Annotated in this window: 8 protein-coding genes; 3 read left to right on the plus strand and 5 right to left on the minus strand. The window is 70.0% G+C overall.

The window, feature by feature from the left end; genetic code table 11:
• Positions 1 to 71 precede the first annotated feature (71 nt).
• Complete coding sequence (locus AB0A90_RS20175) at positions 72 to 638, minus strand: helix-turn-helix domain-containing protein (RefSeq protein ID WP_357249874.1); 567 nt, start codon at positions 636 to 638, stop codon at positions 72 to 74.
• Positions 639 to 750: 112 nt separating this feature from the next.
• Here AB0A90_RS20175 and AB0A90_RS20180 point away from each other — a divergent pair, with 112 nt between their 5' ends.
• Positions 751 to 2,151, plus strand: a complete 1,401-nt coding sequence (locus AB0A90_RS20180) for an MFS transporter (RefSeq protein ID WP_357249877.1) — start codon at positions 751 to 753, stop codon at positions 2,149 to 2,151.
• 23 nt (positions 2,152 to 2,174) lie between these two features.
• Here AB0A90_RS20180 and nhaA read toward each other — a convergent pair whose 3' ends face one another.
• Positions 2,175 to 4,109 (minus strand): Na+/H+ antiporter NhaA, encoded by a 1,935-nt coding sequence (gene nhaA, locus AB0A90_RS20185; protein WP_357249880.1) that lies wholly within the window; start codon positions 4,107 to 4,109, stop codon positions 2,175 to 2,177.
• A gap of 103 nt (positions 4,110 to 4,212) precedes the next feature.
• On the opposite strand from nhaA, the gene AB0A90_RS20190 reads away from it, so the two are divergent.
• The gene (locus AB0A90_RS20190) at positions 4,213 to 4,452 is read left to right on the plus strand and encodes a hypothetical protein (RefSeq protein ID WP_357249883.1); all 240 of its coding nucleotides are present in this window, start codon (positions 4,213 to 4,215) and stop codon (positions 4,450 to 4,452) included.
• Between the two features lie 17 nt (positions 4,453 to 4,469).
• On the opposite strand, the gene AB0A90_RS20195 is transcribed toward AB0A90_RS20190, so the two are convergent.
• The 3 genes from AB0A90_RS20195 to AB0A90_RS20205 form a co-directional block, all read right to left on the minus strand.
• Positions 4,470 to 10,478 carry a DUF4011 domain-containing protein gene (locus tag AB0A90_RS20195; RefSeq protein WP_357249886.1) on the minus strand — a complete coding sequence of 2,003 codons (6,009 nt, stop codon included), beginning with the start codon at positions 10,476 to 10,478 and terminating at the stop codon, positions 4,470 to 4,472.
• Between the two features lie 269 nt (positions 10,479 to 10,747).
• Positions 10,748 to 13,267 (minus strand): DUF262 domain-containing protein, encoded by a 2,520-nt coding sequence (locus AB0A90_RS20200; RefSeq protein WP_357249889.1) that lies wholly within the window; start codon positions 13,265 to 13,267, stop codon positions 10,748 to 10,750.
• A gap of 275 nt (positions 13,268 to 13,542) precedes the next feature.
• A complete protein-coding gene (locus AB0A90_RS20205) occupies positions 13,543 to 13,890 on the minus strand; it encodes a hypothetical protein (protein ID WP_357249892.1) in 348 nt (115 codons plus the stop codon).
• Positions 13,891 to 14,653: 763 nt separating this feature from the next.
• On the opposite strand from AB0A90_RS20205, the gene AB0A90_RS20210 reads away from it, so the two are divergent.
• Positions 14,654 to 15,490 (plus strand): aldo/keto reductase, encoded by an 837-nt coding sequence (locus tag AB0A90_RS20210; protein ID WP_357249894.1) that lies wholly within the window; start codon positions 14,654 to 14,656, stop codon positions 15,488 to 15,490.
• Positions 15,491 to 15,591: the final 101 nt, after the last annotated feature.

Below are 15,591 nucleotides of genomic sequence, written 5' to 3' on the forward strand. Positions count from 1 at the left end.
GCCCGCGCGGCGCCGCTTCCCCCGCGTGCTCCTGGGAGTTGTACGTCTGCGCCGTCACCGTGACGTCGAGGTCACCCGGTCGTCGTGCTCAACCCGTCCAATGCGACAACGAGGACGTGGTCGCGCTGCTCGGAGCGCGGGAAGTGCCCGGAGGCGATGGCGCTGGAGAGCCGCATCACGTCGTCGATCGTCACGTCGGCACGCACCTCGTGCGCCAGCTGCGCGCGCTCCAGCAGCGGTCCGCCCGCCGCGTAGAGCGCCCGCCGACACTCCTGGTACGCGGCGGACTCCCGGTTGAGGCCGGCGGCCAGGGGCTGCTTCGCTCCGATGTATTCCACGAAGCGCCGCAGCCACGCGTACAGGGCGGCGCGGGGGGCCAGGGAGCCGACGTCTTCGGCCGCCTCGCACACCGCCTCGACCTCGGTGACGTAGACGTTCTCGATCAGCACCTCGCGGGTCGGGAAGTTCCGGTAGAGCGTCGCGATGCCCACGCCAGCGCGCCGGGCGATCTCCTCGAGGGGAGCGTCGGCGCCCTGCTCAGCGAAGGCGACACGGGCCGCCGCGAGGATCGCGTCGTAGTTGCGCGCCGCGTCCGCCCGGTGTGGGCGGGCCACGCGCAGGTGGGTGAGGGCCGTCACGGTGCCGATGTCTCCCAGTGCCAGCAAACGGAGGCCGCCTATCACTATAGTGATAAGTCGCCTCCACTTATCCGGAGGTCGCCTATCAGTCTAGCCCGAAAGAAGGCAGACCATGTCCCCGACTCCCGCCTCCCGCCGCGGGATCGCCCTGTCGCTCATCCTCGGCTCGCAGCTGATGATGACGCTTGACACCTCGATCATCACGACCGCGCTGCCACACGTGCAGCGGCAGTTCGGTTTCACCCAGTCCGGACTCTCCTGGGTGCAGAACGCCTACGTGCTGGCATTCGGCGGCCTGCTCCTGCTCGGCGCCCGGGCCGGCGACCTCCTCGGCCGCCGCCGCGTCTTCGTCGTGGGGATCGTCCTGTTCACCGCGGCATCCCTCGCCGCCGGTCTCGCGCTGAACGGAAGCTGGCTGATCACCGCCCGTGTTGCGCAGGGGCTCGCCGCCGCGCTCGCGGTGCCCTCCACGCTCGCCCTGCTGGTCGCCGACCACCCCGAGCCGGGTGCCCGCGCCAAGGTGATCGCCCTCTACAGCGCGGTCATCGGCGCCGGCGGCAGCGTCGGGATCGTGATCGGTGGAGTCTTCACCGACCTGCTGTCCTGGCGCTGGGGAATGCTCGTCAATGTCCCGATCGGCATCGCCATCGCGCTCCTCGCCCCGCGGTTCCTGGTCGAGACCGAACGCCGCCCCGGCACCTTCGACCTCGGCGGCGCGCTGACCTCCACCGCCGGCATGACCGCCCTCGTGTACGGCTTCATCCAGGCCGCCGCAGCCGGTTGGAGTGCGCCCACCACCGTGGTCTCGCTGGGCCTCGGCGCCGTCCTCCTGATCGCCTTCGTGCTGATCGAGCACCGGGCGCCGCAACCCATCACCCCGCTGCGGCTCTTCCGCAGCATGGAGCGTTCCGGGGCGTACGCCGGGCGGATCCTCATCGTCGGCGCGACCTTCTCCACCTTCTACTTCCTCAGCCAGTACCTCCAAGAGGTGCTGCACCTCAGCGCCCTGCAGACCGGCTTCGCGTACGTGCCCATCACCGGCATGTTCTTCGCCATGGTCTACGTCATCCGGCCCCTGCAGAACCGGCTCGGCCGTCCCATCCTGCTGGTGGCGTCTCTCGCCATCGCACTGATCGGCATGGCGTGGCTGTCCCGGATCTCGACCGAGTCCAGCTACTTCCCGGACGTGCTGCTGCCGCTTCTGGTGATCGGAATCGGTCAGGGCATCGCGATCATCCTGATGACCCAGGGCGGTGTCGTCGGGGTCGAGCCGCAGGACGCCGGCGCCGCATCCGGGCTGGTAAACGTCGCCCACCAGCTCGGCGGCTCGCTCGGCATCGCGGTCCTGACCATCGCGTACACCCGGGCCAGTGCGACGACCGACCCGACCGCCGGCTTCCACGCGGCCTTCACCGGCGCGGACGTCTTCTTCCTGATCGCACTGGCCTTGGCGGTCGTCGTGGCCATCGCGGGACGTCGTGCCCGGCAGCTCGCGGTTCTCCCCGCTGGCTGAGCGCGCGCGGGCTGTCGGGGCGGTCAGCCCGACAGCCCGCCCTCGCGCCGCCCGGGAGGCCGAGGGTGGTACTCGGGGCAGAGCTTCGCGCTGGCGAACGCCCCCTTCACCGCCGCGGAGAGCGCGGCCATGTCGTACGCGCCGTGGTGCCGCCGGCCGTTGATGAAGAACGTCGGGGTGCCGGTGACGCCGCTGAGGTCGGCGGAGTCGACGTCCTCGGCGACCCGGTCGACGCCCATCCGCTTCACCATGTGCTCCCGGAACTGGTCCGGGTCCAGGCCGAGCTGTACGGCGTAGCCGAGCACGTCGGCAGGGTCGAGTGCGTGCTGGTGCGTGAGGAGCAGGTCGTGCATCTCCCAGAACGCGCCCTGCGCCCCCGCCGCCTCGGCGGCCTCGGCCGCGAGTTGGGCGTGTGAGTGGACGTCGGTGAGCGGCAGGTGCCGCCACACGTACCGGATGTTGGCGAAGTCGGCCAGCAGTTCCCGGACCACCGGCTCGGCCTGCCCGCAGTAGGGGCACTCGAAGTCGCCGTACTCCACGACCGTCACCGGCGCCTCGACCGGCCCCCGCATGTGGTCGCGCTGCTCGTCGACCGGCAGCATCAGGTCGACGATCCCCTCGGTGACGCCCAGCAGAGCCCGGGTGCGCCGTGCCGGCGACAGTCGCCCGGCCGAGCGGAACACCAGCCAGGTGACGAGGGACGCGCCGAGCGTCGCGACGAGGATGCCGAGTTTCGCCTCGTCCAGGGCGGGACCGTTGAGCGCGTGGGTGGCGATCAGGAGGGCGACGGTGAACCCGATGCCGGAGACCGTGCCGACCCCCGCGACGGCGAGCCAGCCCACCGGCGGGCGGAACCGGTTGCCGCTCAGCCGGGCCACCAGCCACGACGTGGTCAGGATCCCGGCCGGCTTGCCGACGACGTACGCGACCACGACGCCGAGCGTGACCGGGGAGGTCACGGCCCGGGCCAGCAGCTCGCCGTCGACCACGATTCCGGCGTTCGCCAGTGCGAAGAGCGGCACGACCACATAGCTCGCCCACGGATGGAAGAGAGTCTGCAGCCGCTCGTTCGGCGACACCGCCGAGGTGAGCCCGGCTCGGGCCATCCGGGCGAGCTGCGGGGTGGGCTGTTCCCGGAAGAGGCGGAACTGGTCGGTTGCCCGCTGCAGGTCGCCGCGACCGGGGGCATAGGCGTAGGTCAGCAACCCCATCACCAGACCCACCGCGACCGGGTCGACACCGGATTTCGAGACGGCGACCCAGGCCGCCACCCCCAGCAGCGCGTAGATCGGCCCGAACCGCACGCCGCTCCCCCGTACCAGCAGGACGACGGCGAAGATGCCCACCGCGACGAGCAGCGCCATCGGCGAAGGATGCTTCGGGTAGGCGATCGCGAGCACCACGATGGCCAGCACGTCGTCGACGACCGCGACGGTCAGCAGGAAACCCCGCAGCCGGTCGGAGAAGCGCGGCCCGAAGACGGCCAGCGCGCCGAGCGCGAGCGCCGTGTCCGTGGCCATCACCGCCCCCCAACCCGCGGCGGTGGTGTGCCCGGAGTTGATCGCGAGATAGATCCCGATCGGCAGGAGCATGCCGCCGAAGCCGGCCAGCATCGGCAACGCCAGTCGACGCCGCTCCCGCAACTCGCCGATGTCGAACTCGCGGCGCAACTCCAACCCGGCCACCAGGAAGAAGAAGGTCATGAGGCCGCTGTTGACCCAGGTACGCAGGTCGTGTGACAGGGACCAGTCGCCGAGCTGGACCGACAACGACGTGTTCCAGAGCGACTCGTACGACCGGACGTGCAGATTGGTCCACGCGAGAGCCACCACCGCGGCGACCAGCACCAGCCGGGCACCCCCGGTCTCGGTACGCAGGAACGCGCGCAGCGGAGCGTTGAACCGCCCCTCCCAGGCGGTTCGGCTGCTCCATCCCCGGTGCGTGTCGTCGCTCGTCACGGAGACAATCCTTGTCGAACTGATCTCGACGCGGCGGTGAATCGTCCACCGCGTACGGCGTCGGTGGGGAGGGACCAACCACGCGATCATCGCGACCCGGCTCATGGTGTGGCTCGCCCAGGGCGGTGTCCCGGCGGAACACATCGCCCAAGCAGTCGGGCTACGCATACCGGGTCGTGACGGCGGCGTCGGTGGACGGATTCCAGACCTGGTCGTCTGGAGCAAGGCTCAGGCAGACGGCGTGTGGCTGCCGGTCGCCGACGTGCTCCTCGTGATCGAGATCGTCTCCCCCGGCTCCGAGGGGGTCCTCAACACGCGTCCGGAGGAGCACGGTCTCGGCTGAACGTGTCGTGACCCTCGTCAGGCGCGGGTGAGGCGACCGTCCTGGTCTACGCGGAGGCGACCGCTGGTCACGGCGACGTGCAGCCCGTACCGGAGCAGTTTGTCGATCTTTTCGGTGCGGCGGCGGTAGCCGAGCCGTTCCAGGCCGGCGCGCAGCAACCGCTCCTCGTCCATGCTCGGTACGCCCTGGAGGACGTGCACGAGGGCGTTGGCCACCTCCTCGGGTGGCACCTCCTCGAACGCGCGGTCGTTGCTCGCCTGCGTGACCCGGTACGCGCGGTACGTCCGCGGGTCGGCGTCCTCGGGCCAGGCGTACCGGCTCACGGTCGGGTGAGCGTGCAGGCGGCGGGAGTCGACGAGCGACAGGACGGCGACACGCCGGTCCTCCCGGGTCCGGAGGAAACCGAACCGGGCGAGGGCGAGGCGGGCGAGGCGGTGCTGCTCGATGGGTCCCTCCGCCTCGATGATCTCGCGGAGCGCGTTCCGCATCAGCTCACGTACCCGCCGGTCGGTGGCCAGGAGGTCGAGGTCGGCCTGGTCGCCGAGCGGCGTGGGCACGTAGGGCACGAACGGGCTCACCGTGCTGGTGTCCCCATCGGAGGCCGCCGTGACCTGGGGTGCGGTGGGCGCGGGTGCGGTGGCTGCGGCGGCGAGCGCGTTGACCGGCGGCGCCGAGACATCCGGGGCGGGCTCGTCGTCCACGGCGAGGCGCGGCTGGGGCAGCTCGGCCGTCGCGGTCGGGTGCGGCGGCTCCACGTCCGCCTCGGAGCGCGGCTGCGGCAGCGCGATGGCCCCGGGCGGCGCGGCAGCCGCCGACGAGTCGGTTTCCGGTTCGGCGGTCGCGGGCGCGTCGGCCCGGGTGACCGCCTCGCCGACCCGGTCGAGCAGCGCCGACCGGTCGTGGATCCACGCCGGCAGCCAGAACCGCACGACCTCCGGCCAGCCCATGATCGAGCGCAGGAGCGCGGGCGCCGAGTCCCGGTCGGCCACCGTCGGGCGTGCGCTCCAGTCCGGGCCGTCGAGCATGACGGCGACCTGCCACCGTGGTGCGCCTGGTCGGCGTACCGCGATGTCCACGGTGAAGTCGGAAAGGCCGTGCGAGGTACGGACCTCGTGGCCGCGGTCGCGCAGCGCCGCGGCCACCTCGTCGCGGATCCGACTGCGCCGCTCGGTGCGGTCGGTGGCGAGGTCGCCCAGGCGCTCCGCGCCGGCGGCGGCCATCTCGCAGTACGCGCGCAGGTGCTGGGTGCCCAGCGCGGACGTGCGGGACAGGTCGATGTCGGACGGGTCGAAGGACGAGTAGAGGACGACCTGGCGGCGGGCGCGGGTGATGGCCACGTTGAGCCGCCGTTCGCCGCCAGCCTGGCTCAGCGGGCCGAAGTTCAGCGGAAGCTGACCGGTCTCCGGGCTGGTGGAGAAAGCCAGGGAGAACAGGACGACGTCCCGCTCGTCGCCCTGCACGTTCTCCAGGTTCTTCACGAAGATCGGCTCCGCGACCGCGCCGGACAGGTGCTCGCGGATGATCGGATCGGCGCTCTCCTCCAGCAGGTTGAGGATGAGGTCGCGCTGCTGGATGTTGAAGGTGACCACGCCGACGGACTGGGTGGCGGTCGCCGGGTCGTGCAGCCGCCGGGTGATGTCCCCGAGGATCGCCCGCGCCTCGACCTCGTTGGTGCGGGATCCGCCCCGGTCGTACCGGCCGGCGACGCGCCGCCAGCTGACGCCCGCCTCGCTGGCGGCACCGGGCGACGGGAGGCTGGACAGTTTGTTGTCGTAGTAGTAGCGGTTGGAGAAGGCGATGAGTGACTCGTCGTGACTGCGGTAGTGCCAGGAGAGCCACCGTTGCGGCAGTCCCGACTCGACGGCCTCGCTGAGAATGCTCTCCAGGTCCTCCGGCACGGGACCGTCACCCTCGTCGACGTCGTCCGGGCTGTGGCTGGCCTGCATGATGCTGCTCGGTGGCATCTGCCGGGAGTCGCCGACCACCACCACGGCGCTGCCCCGACCCATCGCGCCGATCGCCTCCGCCACGCGAATCTGCGAGGCCTCGTCGAAGATGACCAGGTCGAAACGTTGGCTCCCCGGTGCCAGGAAGTTCGCCGCCGACGCGGGGCTGACCAGCACGCACGGGGTCAGTGCGAGCACCGCGTCCGGGTACTGCTCGAACAGTTCCCGGAAGGACCGCCCGCCGCGCTTGCGGCGAAGCTCCGCGGCGAAGTCGGCGAAGCGACCCCGCCGGTCGGTCGGACTGAAGGGGCGGCGACGGACCAGCACCGACGGCAGCTGCGTGGGCAGCGCGGACCGCAGCTCACCGGCGGCCGCCTCGAACTGGCTGATCTCGTCGTCGTGCAGTTCCGCGTCGAAGTACTGCAGGCCGCCGGCCCGGACCCGCTCGGCGAGGGATGCCGTCGCGACTCCCCGCCGGTAGACCTCCTCGGCGAGACGCGCGGGCACCTCGGCACGCAGCAGTTGGTCCCGATAGTCGGTGAGACCGGCGGAGGCGAGCACGTCGGCGTGGGCCAGGACGGTCGCCCACCGGCGCAGCGGGAACAACTCCTCGCTCCGCAACTCGTGCAGCCAGGTCGCGCCGTCGCGCTGCCAGGCGTCCACCCAGTGCGCACCGGCGGCCCACCGGGCCAGCTCGGCCGCACCGGAGCGCAACACCCCGCGCCAGGCCCGCCACCGCGAGGCGAAGCGGTCGAGCACCACCGCGTCGGCATCGGTGCACCCGCCGTCGAACAGCTCCCAGGCTCGCGGGTGCCGGGTCAGGAGCGTGCGGCCCACCCGGGTCGCCTCGATCGCCTCGGTCAGCCGCTCCTGCGCGGCGGGGTCGGTGGGCTGCCACCGCGACAGCCGCAGCCCGCCCACCGCGCCGACATGCTGGTGGAGGGCCGCCGCCTGCGCCTGGGCGGCGACCAGCCGACCGGTGGTGACCTCCACCCGATCCACGTCGAGCGTCGCACCGGCGACCAGGTGCACCGCCAGCAGATCCGCGACGGCCTGCCGCCGCTTGCGCTTGCCGAACAGCTTCTTCGCCGCCTCCTGGGCCGCCGCGTGCCAGGCGGCCAGCTCCGGTCGAGCGAACACGTCCGGCCGGAAGGTGGCCAGCTCACCGGCGAAGCCCTGCCGGAAGGCCGCCAGGTCCGCCTGGAGCCGGGCCACCGCCTCGTCCCACCGTCGGTCGCCGGCGTGCAGGGTGGTCTGCCGGTCCGGCAGCAGTCCGCGTACGGCGAGCCAGGCGCCCGCCTGTAGCTCGCTCACCGTTTCCGGGGCGGGCAACGTCCGCAGCAGCTCGACCAGGTGCGGGTGGGCGGCGAGGTCGGCACGGAGGCGTTCGAGCTCACCGGCGATCTCGGTGACCGCGTCGCCGTGCAGCCCGTCGAGAGTGCGGCAGCCGCTGAGCGCCCACGGGTGCGCCGCCCGGAGTCGCGCCGATCGTGCGGCCGCCGGGAACTCCCGCAGGGTCGTCTCGACCTGTACGCGTGCCGGGGCGGGTGCGTGCAGGTAGGCCACCGGGATCGGGGCGACCGGGCCGTCGCCGTACGCCAGGGTCTGCTCGTAGGCCGACCAGAGCGACAGCCCGACGGGGTTGGCGGTGTGCACCTGGGCCGGGTAGTCGGCCAGTGGCGCGAGCCGCGTCCGGTAGGCCGTCTCGACGGCCGTCCACGTGCCGTCGCCGCCCTGGTCGTACTGGTCCAGTGCGTCGCGCAACTGCTGGCGGATCGCGTTGAGGGACTGCTTACGCCCGTGCAGGTCCAGCGCGAACGGCCCGAGGCCGACCTGCTTGAGGCGGCGCTTCACCACCTCCAGTGCGGCCTGCTTCTCGGCGACGAAGAGCACCGACCGGCCCGCGCCGACCGCCTGGGCGATCATGTTGGTGATGGTCTGGGACTTGCCGGTGCCCGGCGGACCCTCCAGGACGAAGGAGTGGCCGCGCTCGGCGCGCACGATGGCCTGCATCTGCGACCCGTCGGCGGGGATGGGCAGGTGCAGGTCGGCCTCGTCGACGGCGATCTCGACGTCGTGCTCCGGGCGGGCAGGATCGTCGAACGTGGCGCCGGAGGACTCGACCAGGTGCCGGACGACCGGGTTCTCCAGAAAGCGGGGCCAGTGGTCGGTGAGGTCCCGCCACATCTGGAAGGTGGAGAACTGCAACAGTCGAAGGCTGGCGGTCTCGTCGATGCGGTAGTTGAGCCGGTTGTCGAGCAGCCCGGCGTTGATCGCCGCGAGGGTCTTGGCGATGTCGATGCCGTGCTCGTCGAGGACCGGTCGCTCCAGCTCCGGGATCCGCACGCTGTGCCTGACCCGCAACCACTCGACCAGGCAGTGGTTCGGACTGGCGACCTCGGTGCCGTCGATGACCATCGCGTACGGGCGACGGCCGCTGCCGCCCTCGATGCGCACCGGCAGGAGGAACAGCGGCGCGTACGCCTCTCCCCCGGTCGTCTTCGTGTGCACCAGGGTGCCGATGGTCAGGTAGAGGTAGTTGCTGCCGGTCTCCTGCTCCATCGTGCGCGCCTCGCGTTGCAGCGCGCGCATCGCGGTCTTGTAGCGGGCGTCGGTGACCGCGCCGTAGACCCGCCGGTCGGTACGCAGCTCCCGGGTGAGGATCTCGGCGTCGAGGTCCTGCGCCCGACGCGTCCCGGCCAACTCGTGGACGTGACTGATGGCGTCCTGCGGGATGACCTGCACCTGGCGGCCGTCGTGGATGAGGTCGTCGAGCAGGGCCAACGCACCCGCCGGCACGTGCAGGTCCAGACCACGGCCCCGCTTGGGCAGGTTGAGCAGCGGATTACGCAGGCTCAGGTCGAGCAGCGACTTCTTCCACTGCTGGACGCGCGCCGGCGACCCGTCGGACTGCTGCGGCACCTCCTCGCCCTCGTCGGCGAACTGGCGCAGCCGCGCGGCGGCGACGCCGGGAGGCAGGTCGAGGGACGCTGTTGTCGCGGGCGTCGCCTCGGCTGTCTTCGGCGTCGCCTCGCTGTCTACCGCGGCGGGCAGGGGGCGGATCCCCGAGCGATGGGCCAGGTGCACGTCGACGACGCCCTGCACGCGCTCGCCGTCGCCGCGGAAGTGGCCGAGCCCGACGCGTACCGCCTCGGTGAAGGTCGCCGACTGCGCGCCCGGCCCGATGCGGGTCAGCTCGACCGGCACGGCCCGGCCCGAGTCCACCATGGAAACCAGCAGGTTGGTTTCGGTCACCGCGGCCGAGCCCAGCCGCTCCTCCTCCAGCAGGAAACCGCCGAAGGCGTGCCCCGCGCCGATGAAGACGAGCGGGTGCAGCCCCGCCGCCTCCAGACACGCGGCGTACGTGACGGACAGGTCGAGGCAGTTGCCGAGCCGACCGTCGAGCACCGCCGCCGTCGTGCGCACCTTCTGGCCGGTGTTCTCGAAGGACGCCGGCAGGGTCTGGTAGGTGATCTCGAGTTGGCGCAGCGCCTCGTACACCGCGCCGGCGATCAGCGCCGCCCGCTCCGAACCCTCCTGGTAGCCCTGCAACGAGCCGGAGCCGGTCCGTGCGAGCAGGAGCTGGGCAGCGGCCCGCAGGACCGCCTCGACGGCCTTGGTGTTCGGCTGCACGAACGCCGCCAGGCTGTCGTACAGGGCGGGGGTGTTGAACCACTCGTTGTGCGCCAACACCCTGGACGGGGCGACAAGCGTCAGTGCCTGCTCCTGCGCCTGCACCTGGAGGGTGTAGTCGACCGGGAACGCCTCGTCGGTGCGGTACAGCAGCGTGCGGTCGGGTGTGAAGTCGCGGAAGTCGTCCCAGCTGGTGCTGGCCCCGGGCCGCAACGGCTGGGTCAGCGTCCGTACCCACGGCTCGGTCAGCGCGCCGTCCGGGCCACGCAGTTCCAGCGTCAGTGTGACGTCGGTCAGCGGCACCACGCCTCGGTTGACGAGCGTGAGGTGACGGACCAGCGGCACCCGGTTGTGCACCAGGGCGGCGTTGATCGCCGGCTGCACGAGCAGCCCGACCTCGAGCTGGTCGTCGTCGGCGGTGAACTGCGCGAAGACGCTGTCGGACATGGCGTTTCTCCAGGTGGGCAGACCAGGGGGGCCAGCCTAGCGGCCACCTTGGCCGCCTGGGGGGATCCCCTCTTCGCGCCAGCTTTCACAGGCGAGGCCGCGTCAGAGCCCAACTCGACGTCGGCCGCGATCTCTGTCAGCTCCTTCGGCCAGGCTGTCGCACTGCAGAGAAAGGGACGGAGCTGACCACTCCACGAGTCACCCCCCTTCGCCAAGGCACTGCCCGTGCCATGGCCCCCGGGCCACGAACAGCGGGGATAGGCCGCGGGTCAGGCCTCTGGTTGTACGGCCTGCCCGTAGAACCAGCGGAGATGCTCGATGAGCGCCTCGCGAGCCTTGACGTTGACGAGGATGTCCAGAGGGAACCCGGGGCGGAGCGCGAGCTTGGCTGCCGCGATATTCACGCCCTCCAACTCGTTCAACCGCTCGCGGAATTGCTTCCGCAACTCGATGTCGTCGAACGGTGGCCGGGTGCTCAGGTGCTGGAACACTATCTCGAACTTACCGCTCGGGTAGATCGTCGCGGGCCAGATGTTGCCCAGCTCGTGGTCCTTGCCACGCGCCATGAGGAAGCACGAGGTCTCGCCGCCGGTGCCATAGAACAACATGCCGCCCATCCCGGCCCAGGCTTCGAGCACCGCGACCGTGCCGTGCGCGACCTGCGCATGCTGAAGGTCCCTCAGCTGTTCGAGGAAGCGGTCGTCCAGCGGATTGTTATGTCGGGACCGTGGACGCAGGAGTTGGCCGGGCCCGTCCTGCTGCGGCATCCCGGCAAGTTGGGCCAGTTCCTCGACACCGATCCGCTGAGCCTGGCTGGCCCGACCGTACGTGTCGAAGTCGACACCCTCCTCGCGCAGCAGGTCGTGCGGGTCGTCGGTGCGGGACGGCTCAAGCCAGCGGAAGTTCGGGGCTAGCACGCCCTCGGCCTGGAGCACCCGGTGTGCGTTCGGTGCGGCATGGTGGGCGAGCCGGGCACCGACAGAGACAGGGTGACTGCCGATCAGCGCGGCCAGATCACCGTACGCGGTCCACGAGCCGGCGGGCAGCGCGGCGAGCGCCGTGTTCATGACGTCCCAGGGCACCTCGGACTTGTTGCCCGCCTCCTCGGTGGGCCCGGGCCAGGTGGCGATGATCCGTTCGGCGAGCCCGTCGGCGCGCGCGTGGATCTCGGGGCGTCCCCAACGCTTCTGGTCGGCGATCTCCCGGCTGAGCGCGATCCCACTCTTGCCGAGTTGGGTCCGCTTGACAAGGAAAGAGCTGTTGCTCAGTTCCGAGTTGTAGCCGGTCAGGGTGAGGTTGCCCAACGTGTGCACAAGGGCCTCGTGCACCTCGGCGAAGCTCTCTTCGCCCTGCAGGTCCTCGCTCAGCATCTGCCGCCACTCCGCGGTCGGGCTCTGCGGCATGACGTGTTCGATGGTGAGCGACTGCGGCGCGACCGGCTCCTTGCTGCCGTACGACTCCTCCAGCCACTGAAGCACCAACTTGCGCTGGGTCGCCCGCCCGTTGAGGTAGAACGGGATGGACCGTACCGCCTCGCGCAGGCTGACGTCGGTGGCGTAGTACTTGCGGCCCACCGACAAGAACGCCCGGACCGCCTCGTCGACGGGCAGATCCTTACGCATGTCGGTCACGATGCGCAGCAGGACCCGGTTGATGCTCGCGGTGGCGCGACCGATGAGCAGACGGCGAATGAAGTAGCTCTCGACGTACAGCATCGCCGAGGCAATCTGCTCCGACGTCGCCGTTCCCTGCTTGCGGCGGTCCAGCAGGTGCAGCAGGAGCGGCAGGACGGTGGTGGTGTCCCAGGCGTTGAGCCGGGCCAACCGCCGCCGTACCTCCGGGTCCGGCTCCTCCTCGGGATGCAGGATGATCCGCAGGAGGGCGCCGAGGCGGCAGAATCGGCGCACCTCGGCTTCGATCTCCGCCTCGGTGTGCAGGCCGTTCAGCCTCGCCTGCTGCCCGACGTAGGTGTCGGTCTGTTTGACCTCGGGGTTGCGGTGCACCATGTCGAGCCAGAACAACTGTTCCATTTCCCCGGCGTCCAACTGCTTCTGCAGGGGGAACCACAGCGAGTCGTAGACTGCCTCGCCACGGTTGGGCAGGCGCATGAACAGGTAGTTGCGCAGCAGGTCAGCCTGTGTGAGTTTCAGGCCGGTGTTGTTGAGCGACTCGAAGATCCGATAGACGTTGTCGCCGGACTGCGCAACAACCGAGACCAGCGCCATCCCCGAGATGACCGCGTCCTCAATGCGTTCGATATCCAGCGGGTCGTCCGGGTCGTCGACGGCGACGAGTTGGGCCGCGAAGAACCGGTACGCCGCACCCACCTGGTCGCTGCCGCCGGCCTGAGGCGTCGCTTCGAGGCAGGCCTCGTAGGCGGTGCGGTCGGCCTGGGTGGGAACGAGCTTCAACCGATGAGTCGGCTTGTACTTGTTGATCAGGTATTCCTGGTTGATGCGGTCTCGGTGGTCTGGACCCTCATGTGTGGCGCGGTGGTCGCGGATGGCGCAGAGCAGAATGGACAGGGTGGTGAGACGTTGCTGACCATCCACCACAAGGAATTCGGAGACCGCCGGGCCTAGGGTGGGGCTGGGCGCGAGCACAAGCGAGCCGATGAAGTGCGTGAGGTTCTGGTTTTCGACTCGCTCCTCGGCCAACTTACGGATGTCGTCCCAGAGTCGTCTGAGTTGTGAGTCCGTCCACGAGTAGGTCCGTTGGTACAGCGGCACCCGATACTGCTTCGCGCCTTCGAGCAACTCCCGCAGCGTCGTCTCGTGTGCCGCAACCATGTGCGCTCCCCTCGTCCCTGGCGTAATCCGGCCAGCCAACCAGACACCCGAATCGGATCAACGCCTCAGTCAAGAACGCGACTTCTCTGTTCGGCCACGGCAAGTCGGCGCGGTACCGAGTTCGCCGCAGAGATGCTGACCAGCCTCAGCATCGCCGCCGGTCAGCGGGGGAGCTCCGCCTCGTCGGCGAGGACGCCTACCCGGGAGTGACACCCGCACGTCTCTTCATCTCGGCACAGAGTTCAGTTCGCGCGATCGACCACCGGGAACGCTGGTCAACCCGCCCGGTAGGAGAGGTAGTAGCCCTCGTACGGCCAGCTGTGGAAGTTGTTGAGCTCGGACGCAGCGCCGGTGCAGTCGGAGGTCCGGTAGCCAGAGACGGATCCGAAGCCGTTCCAGCCGATCGCCCAGATCGCCTCGGCCGGGACCGGGCGGCAGATACCGTCGGGCGTGGCCTGCCTGCCGACGATGATCTGCGTGTAGGCCTGGTAGAAGACGAGGCCGGTGTCGGGAACCTTGAGCGTCTCGGCAGCGGCTGCGGGCGACGCCGGCATCGTCACGGCCAGTGTGGTGATCAAGGCGGCGGCGAGACCCGCAGCGATTCGGCTGGTAAATCTGCGCATGGGCTTCCCTTCCTAGCGGTGTTCAGGGACGGGACCGGAGCTCGATCAGCTCAGGGAGAGATTTACTTGCATCGATTATGTTCCCCGTGTCAAGCAACCTGCCGCTGAGCGCTGTCGCTGAGCGTCCCGAACGCAGGGCTGGCTGCGAACTGGTCGCCTGCCATCCGCGCCGCGGGGGCGCTCGGAGGCGGCCGGGTCCGCCGGCGGCCGGTTCTTGACGGTGCAACTTTCCCGCGGTAGCGTAAGTTAATTCATTCCCATCAATGGAAGTGGGTAGCTGTGCTGTTGAAACCCTTCGCCATCGCCGGGGTCATCGCAGGTGTGCTGGCTGTTGCACCCCCTGCCTCGGCGGCACCCCAGTCGGGGGCCGGCGTCTACCCGCCCGGGAATTGCCAGCCGGGCACATTCTGCGTCTGGCCCCACTGGGATCACCCGAACGGGGTTCCGACGGCGACTCCGTCCCTGGTGACCACCACGGAGTGGAGCGGCAACATCACGGGTTTCAACTACTACAACTACACGAACCGGAACGCCGAGATTAGCTGGTCGTTCACCACCCAAGGGAGGACCTTCACCGGCACGGACTGTGCTCCTCCTGGTGACGGATTCTTCTACGTTCCCATGACCGTGACGAAGGTGAGTTGGCGGACGCACGTCTGCTGAATCCCGCCGTCTTCTGCGCCGCCCGGGGTGCTCGTCCCGTCGCGTGTGCTCGACATCGAGCCACCGTCGCCCCGCATCTCGTGCGGGTAGGGTCCCAATCATGACGATTCCCCACCTCACGGCAGCTGACGGGACGACCCTGCCGGCGATCGGGCTCGGCACGTACCGACTGAACGGCTCGGCCGGTGTCGACGCGATCGGGCAGGCGATCCGGGCGGGTTACCGGTTGATCGACTCGGCGGTGAACTACGAGAACGAGGGCGCGGTCGGCCGGGCCGCCCGGTCGGCCAGTGAGGTGCGGAACGAGCTGGTCGTCACCTCGAAGCTGCCGGGGCGGCACCACCGCTACGACGAGGCGCTGACCACCATTGAGGAGAGTGCGTTCCGCACCGGTCTCGACCACGTCGACCTGTACCTCATCCACTGGCCGAACCCCAAGACCGACCTGTACGTGCAGGCGTGGCGGGCGCTGATCGAGGCGCGCGAGCGTGGCCTGGTCCGGCACATCGGGCTGTCCAACTTCCTGCCGGAGCACATCGAGCGGCTGGTGGCCGAGACCGGGGTCGCCCCGGTGGTCAACCAGATCGAGGTGCACCCGTACTTTCCGCAGCAGGAGGCGATCGACTACCACCGGGAGCACGGGATTTTGGTGCAGGGTTGGAGCCCGCTCGGCCACGGCAACGACCTGCAGGAGCATCCCGTCGTCGTGGAAATCGCGACCGCGCACGGTGTCAGCCCGGCACAGACGATCCTCGCCTGGCACGTGGCCCGTCAGGTGATTCCGCTGCCCAAGGCCGCTTCCCCGCAGCGGCAGGTCGAGAACCTGGACGTCTTCGACATCAAGCTCACCGACGCGCAGGTCGAGGCCATCACCGCGCTGGGCCGCCCGGACGGGCGGCTCGCGGACCAGGACCCGGCGGTGTACGAGGAGTTCTGATCGCCCCCACTACGCTCGGCCTGGACCACGGAACGTGACGTCTGAGGGATCGGACGCGGTGGTGAGCGTGATGACTCACAGGCATCTTGATGCCGCACAGT

Origin of the sequence: Micromonospora sp. NPDC049204, from assembly GCF_040647935.1 — a bacterium.
Lineage (GTDB): Bacteria > Actinomycetota > Actinomycetes > Mycobacteriales > Micromonosporaceae > Micromonospora.

Bases quoted from the DNA above. Each gene is read 5' to 3' on its own strand.
- AB0A90_RS20180 (WP_357249877.1), top strand. From the start codon at position 751: ATGTCCCCGACTCCCGCCTCCCGCCGCGGGATCGCCCTGTCGCTCATC.
- AB0A90_RS20200 (WP_357249889.1), bottom strand. From the start codon at position 13,267: ATGGTTGCGGCACACGAGACGACGCTGCGGGAGTTGCTCGAAGGCGCG.
- AB0A90_RS20195 (WP_357249886.1), bottom strand. From the start codon at position 10,478: ATGTCCGACAGCGTCTTCGCGCAGTTCACCGCCGACGACGACCAGCTC.
- AB0A90_RS20190 (WP_357249883.1), top strand. From the start codon at position 4,213: ATGGTGTGGCTCGCCCAGGGCGGTGTCCCGGCGGAACACATCGCCCAA.
- AB0A90_RS20205 (WP_357249892.1), bottom strand. From the start codon at position 13,890: ATGCGCAGATTTACCAGCCGAATCGCTGCGGGTCTCGCCGCCGCCTTG.
- AB0A90_RS20210 (WP_357249894.1), top strand. From the start codon at position 14,654: ATGACGATTCCCCACCTCACGGCAGCTGACGGGACGACCCTGCCGGCG.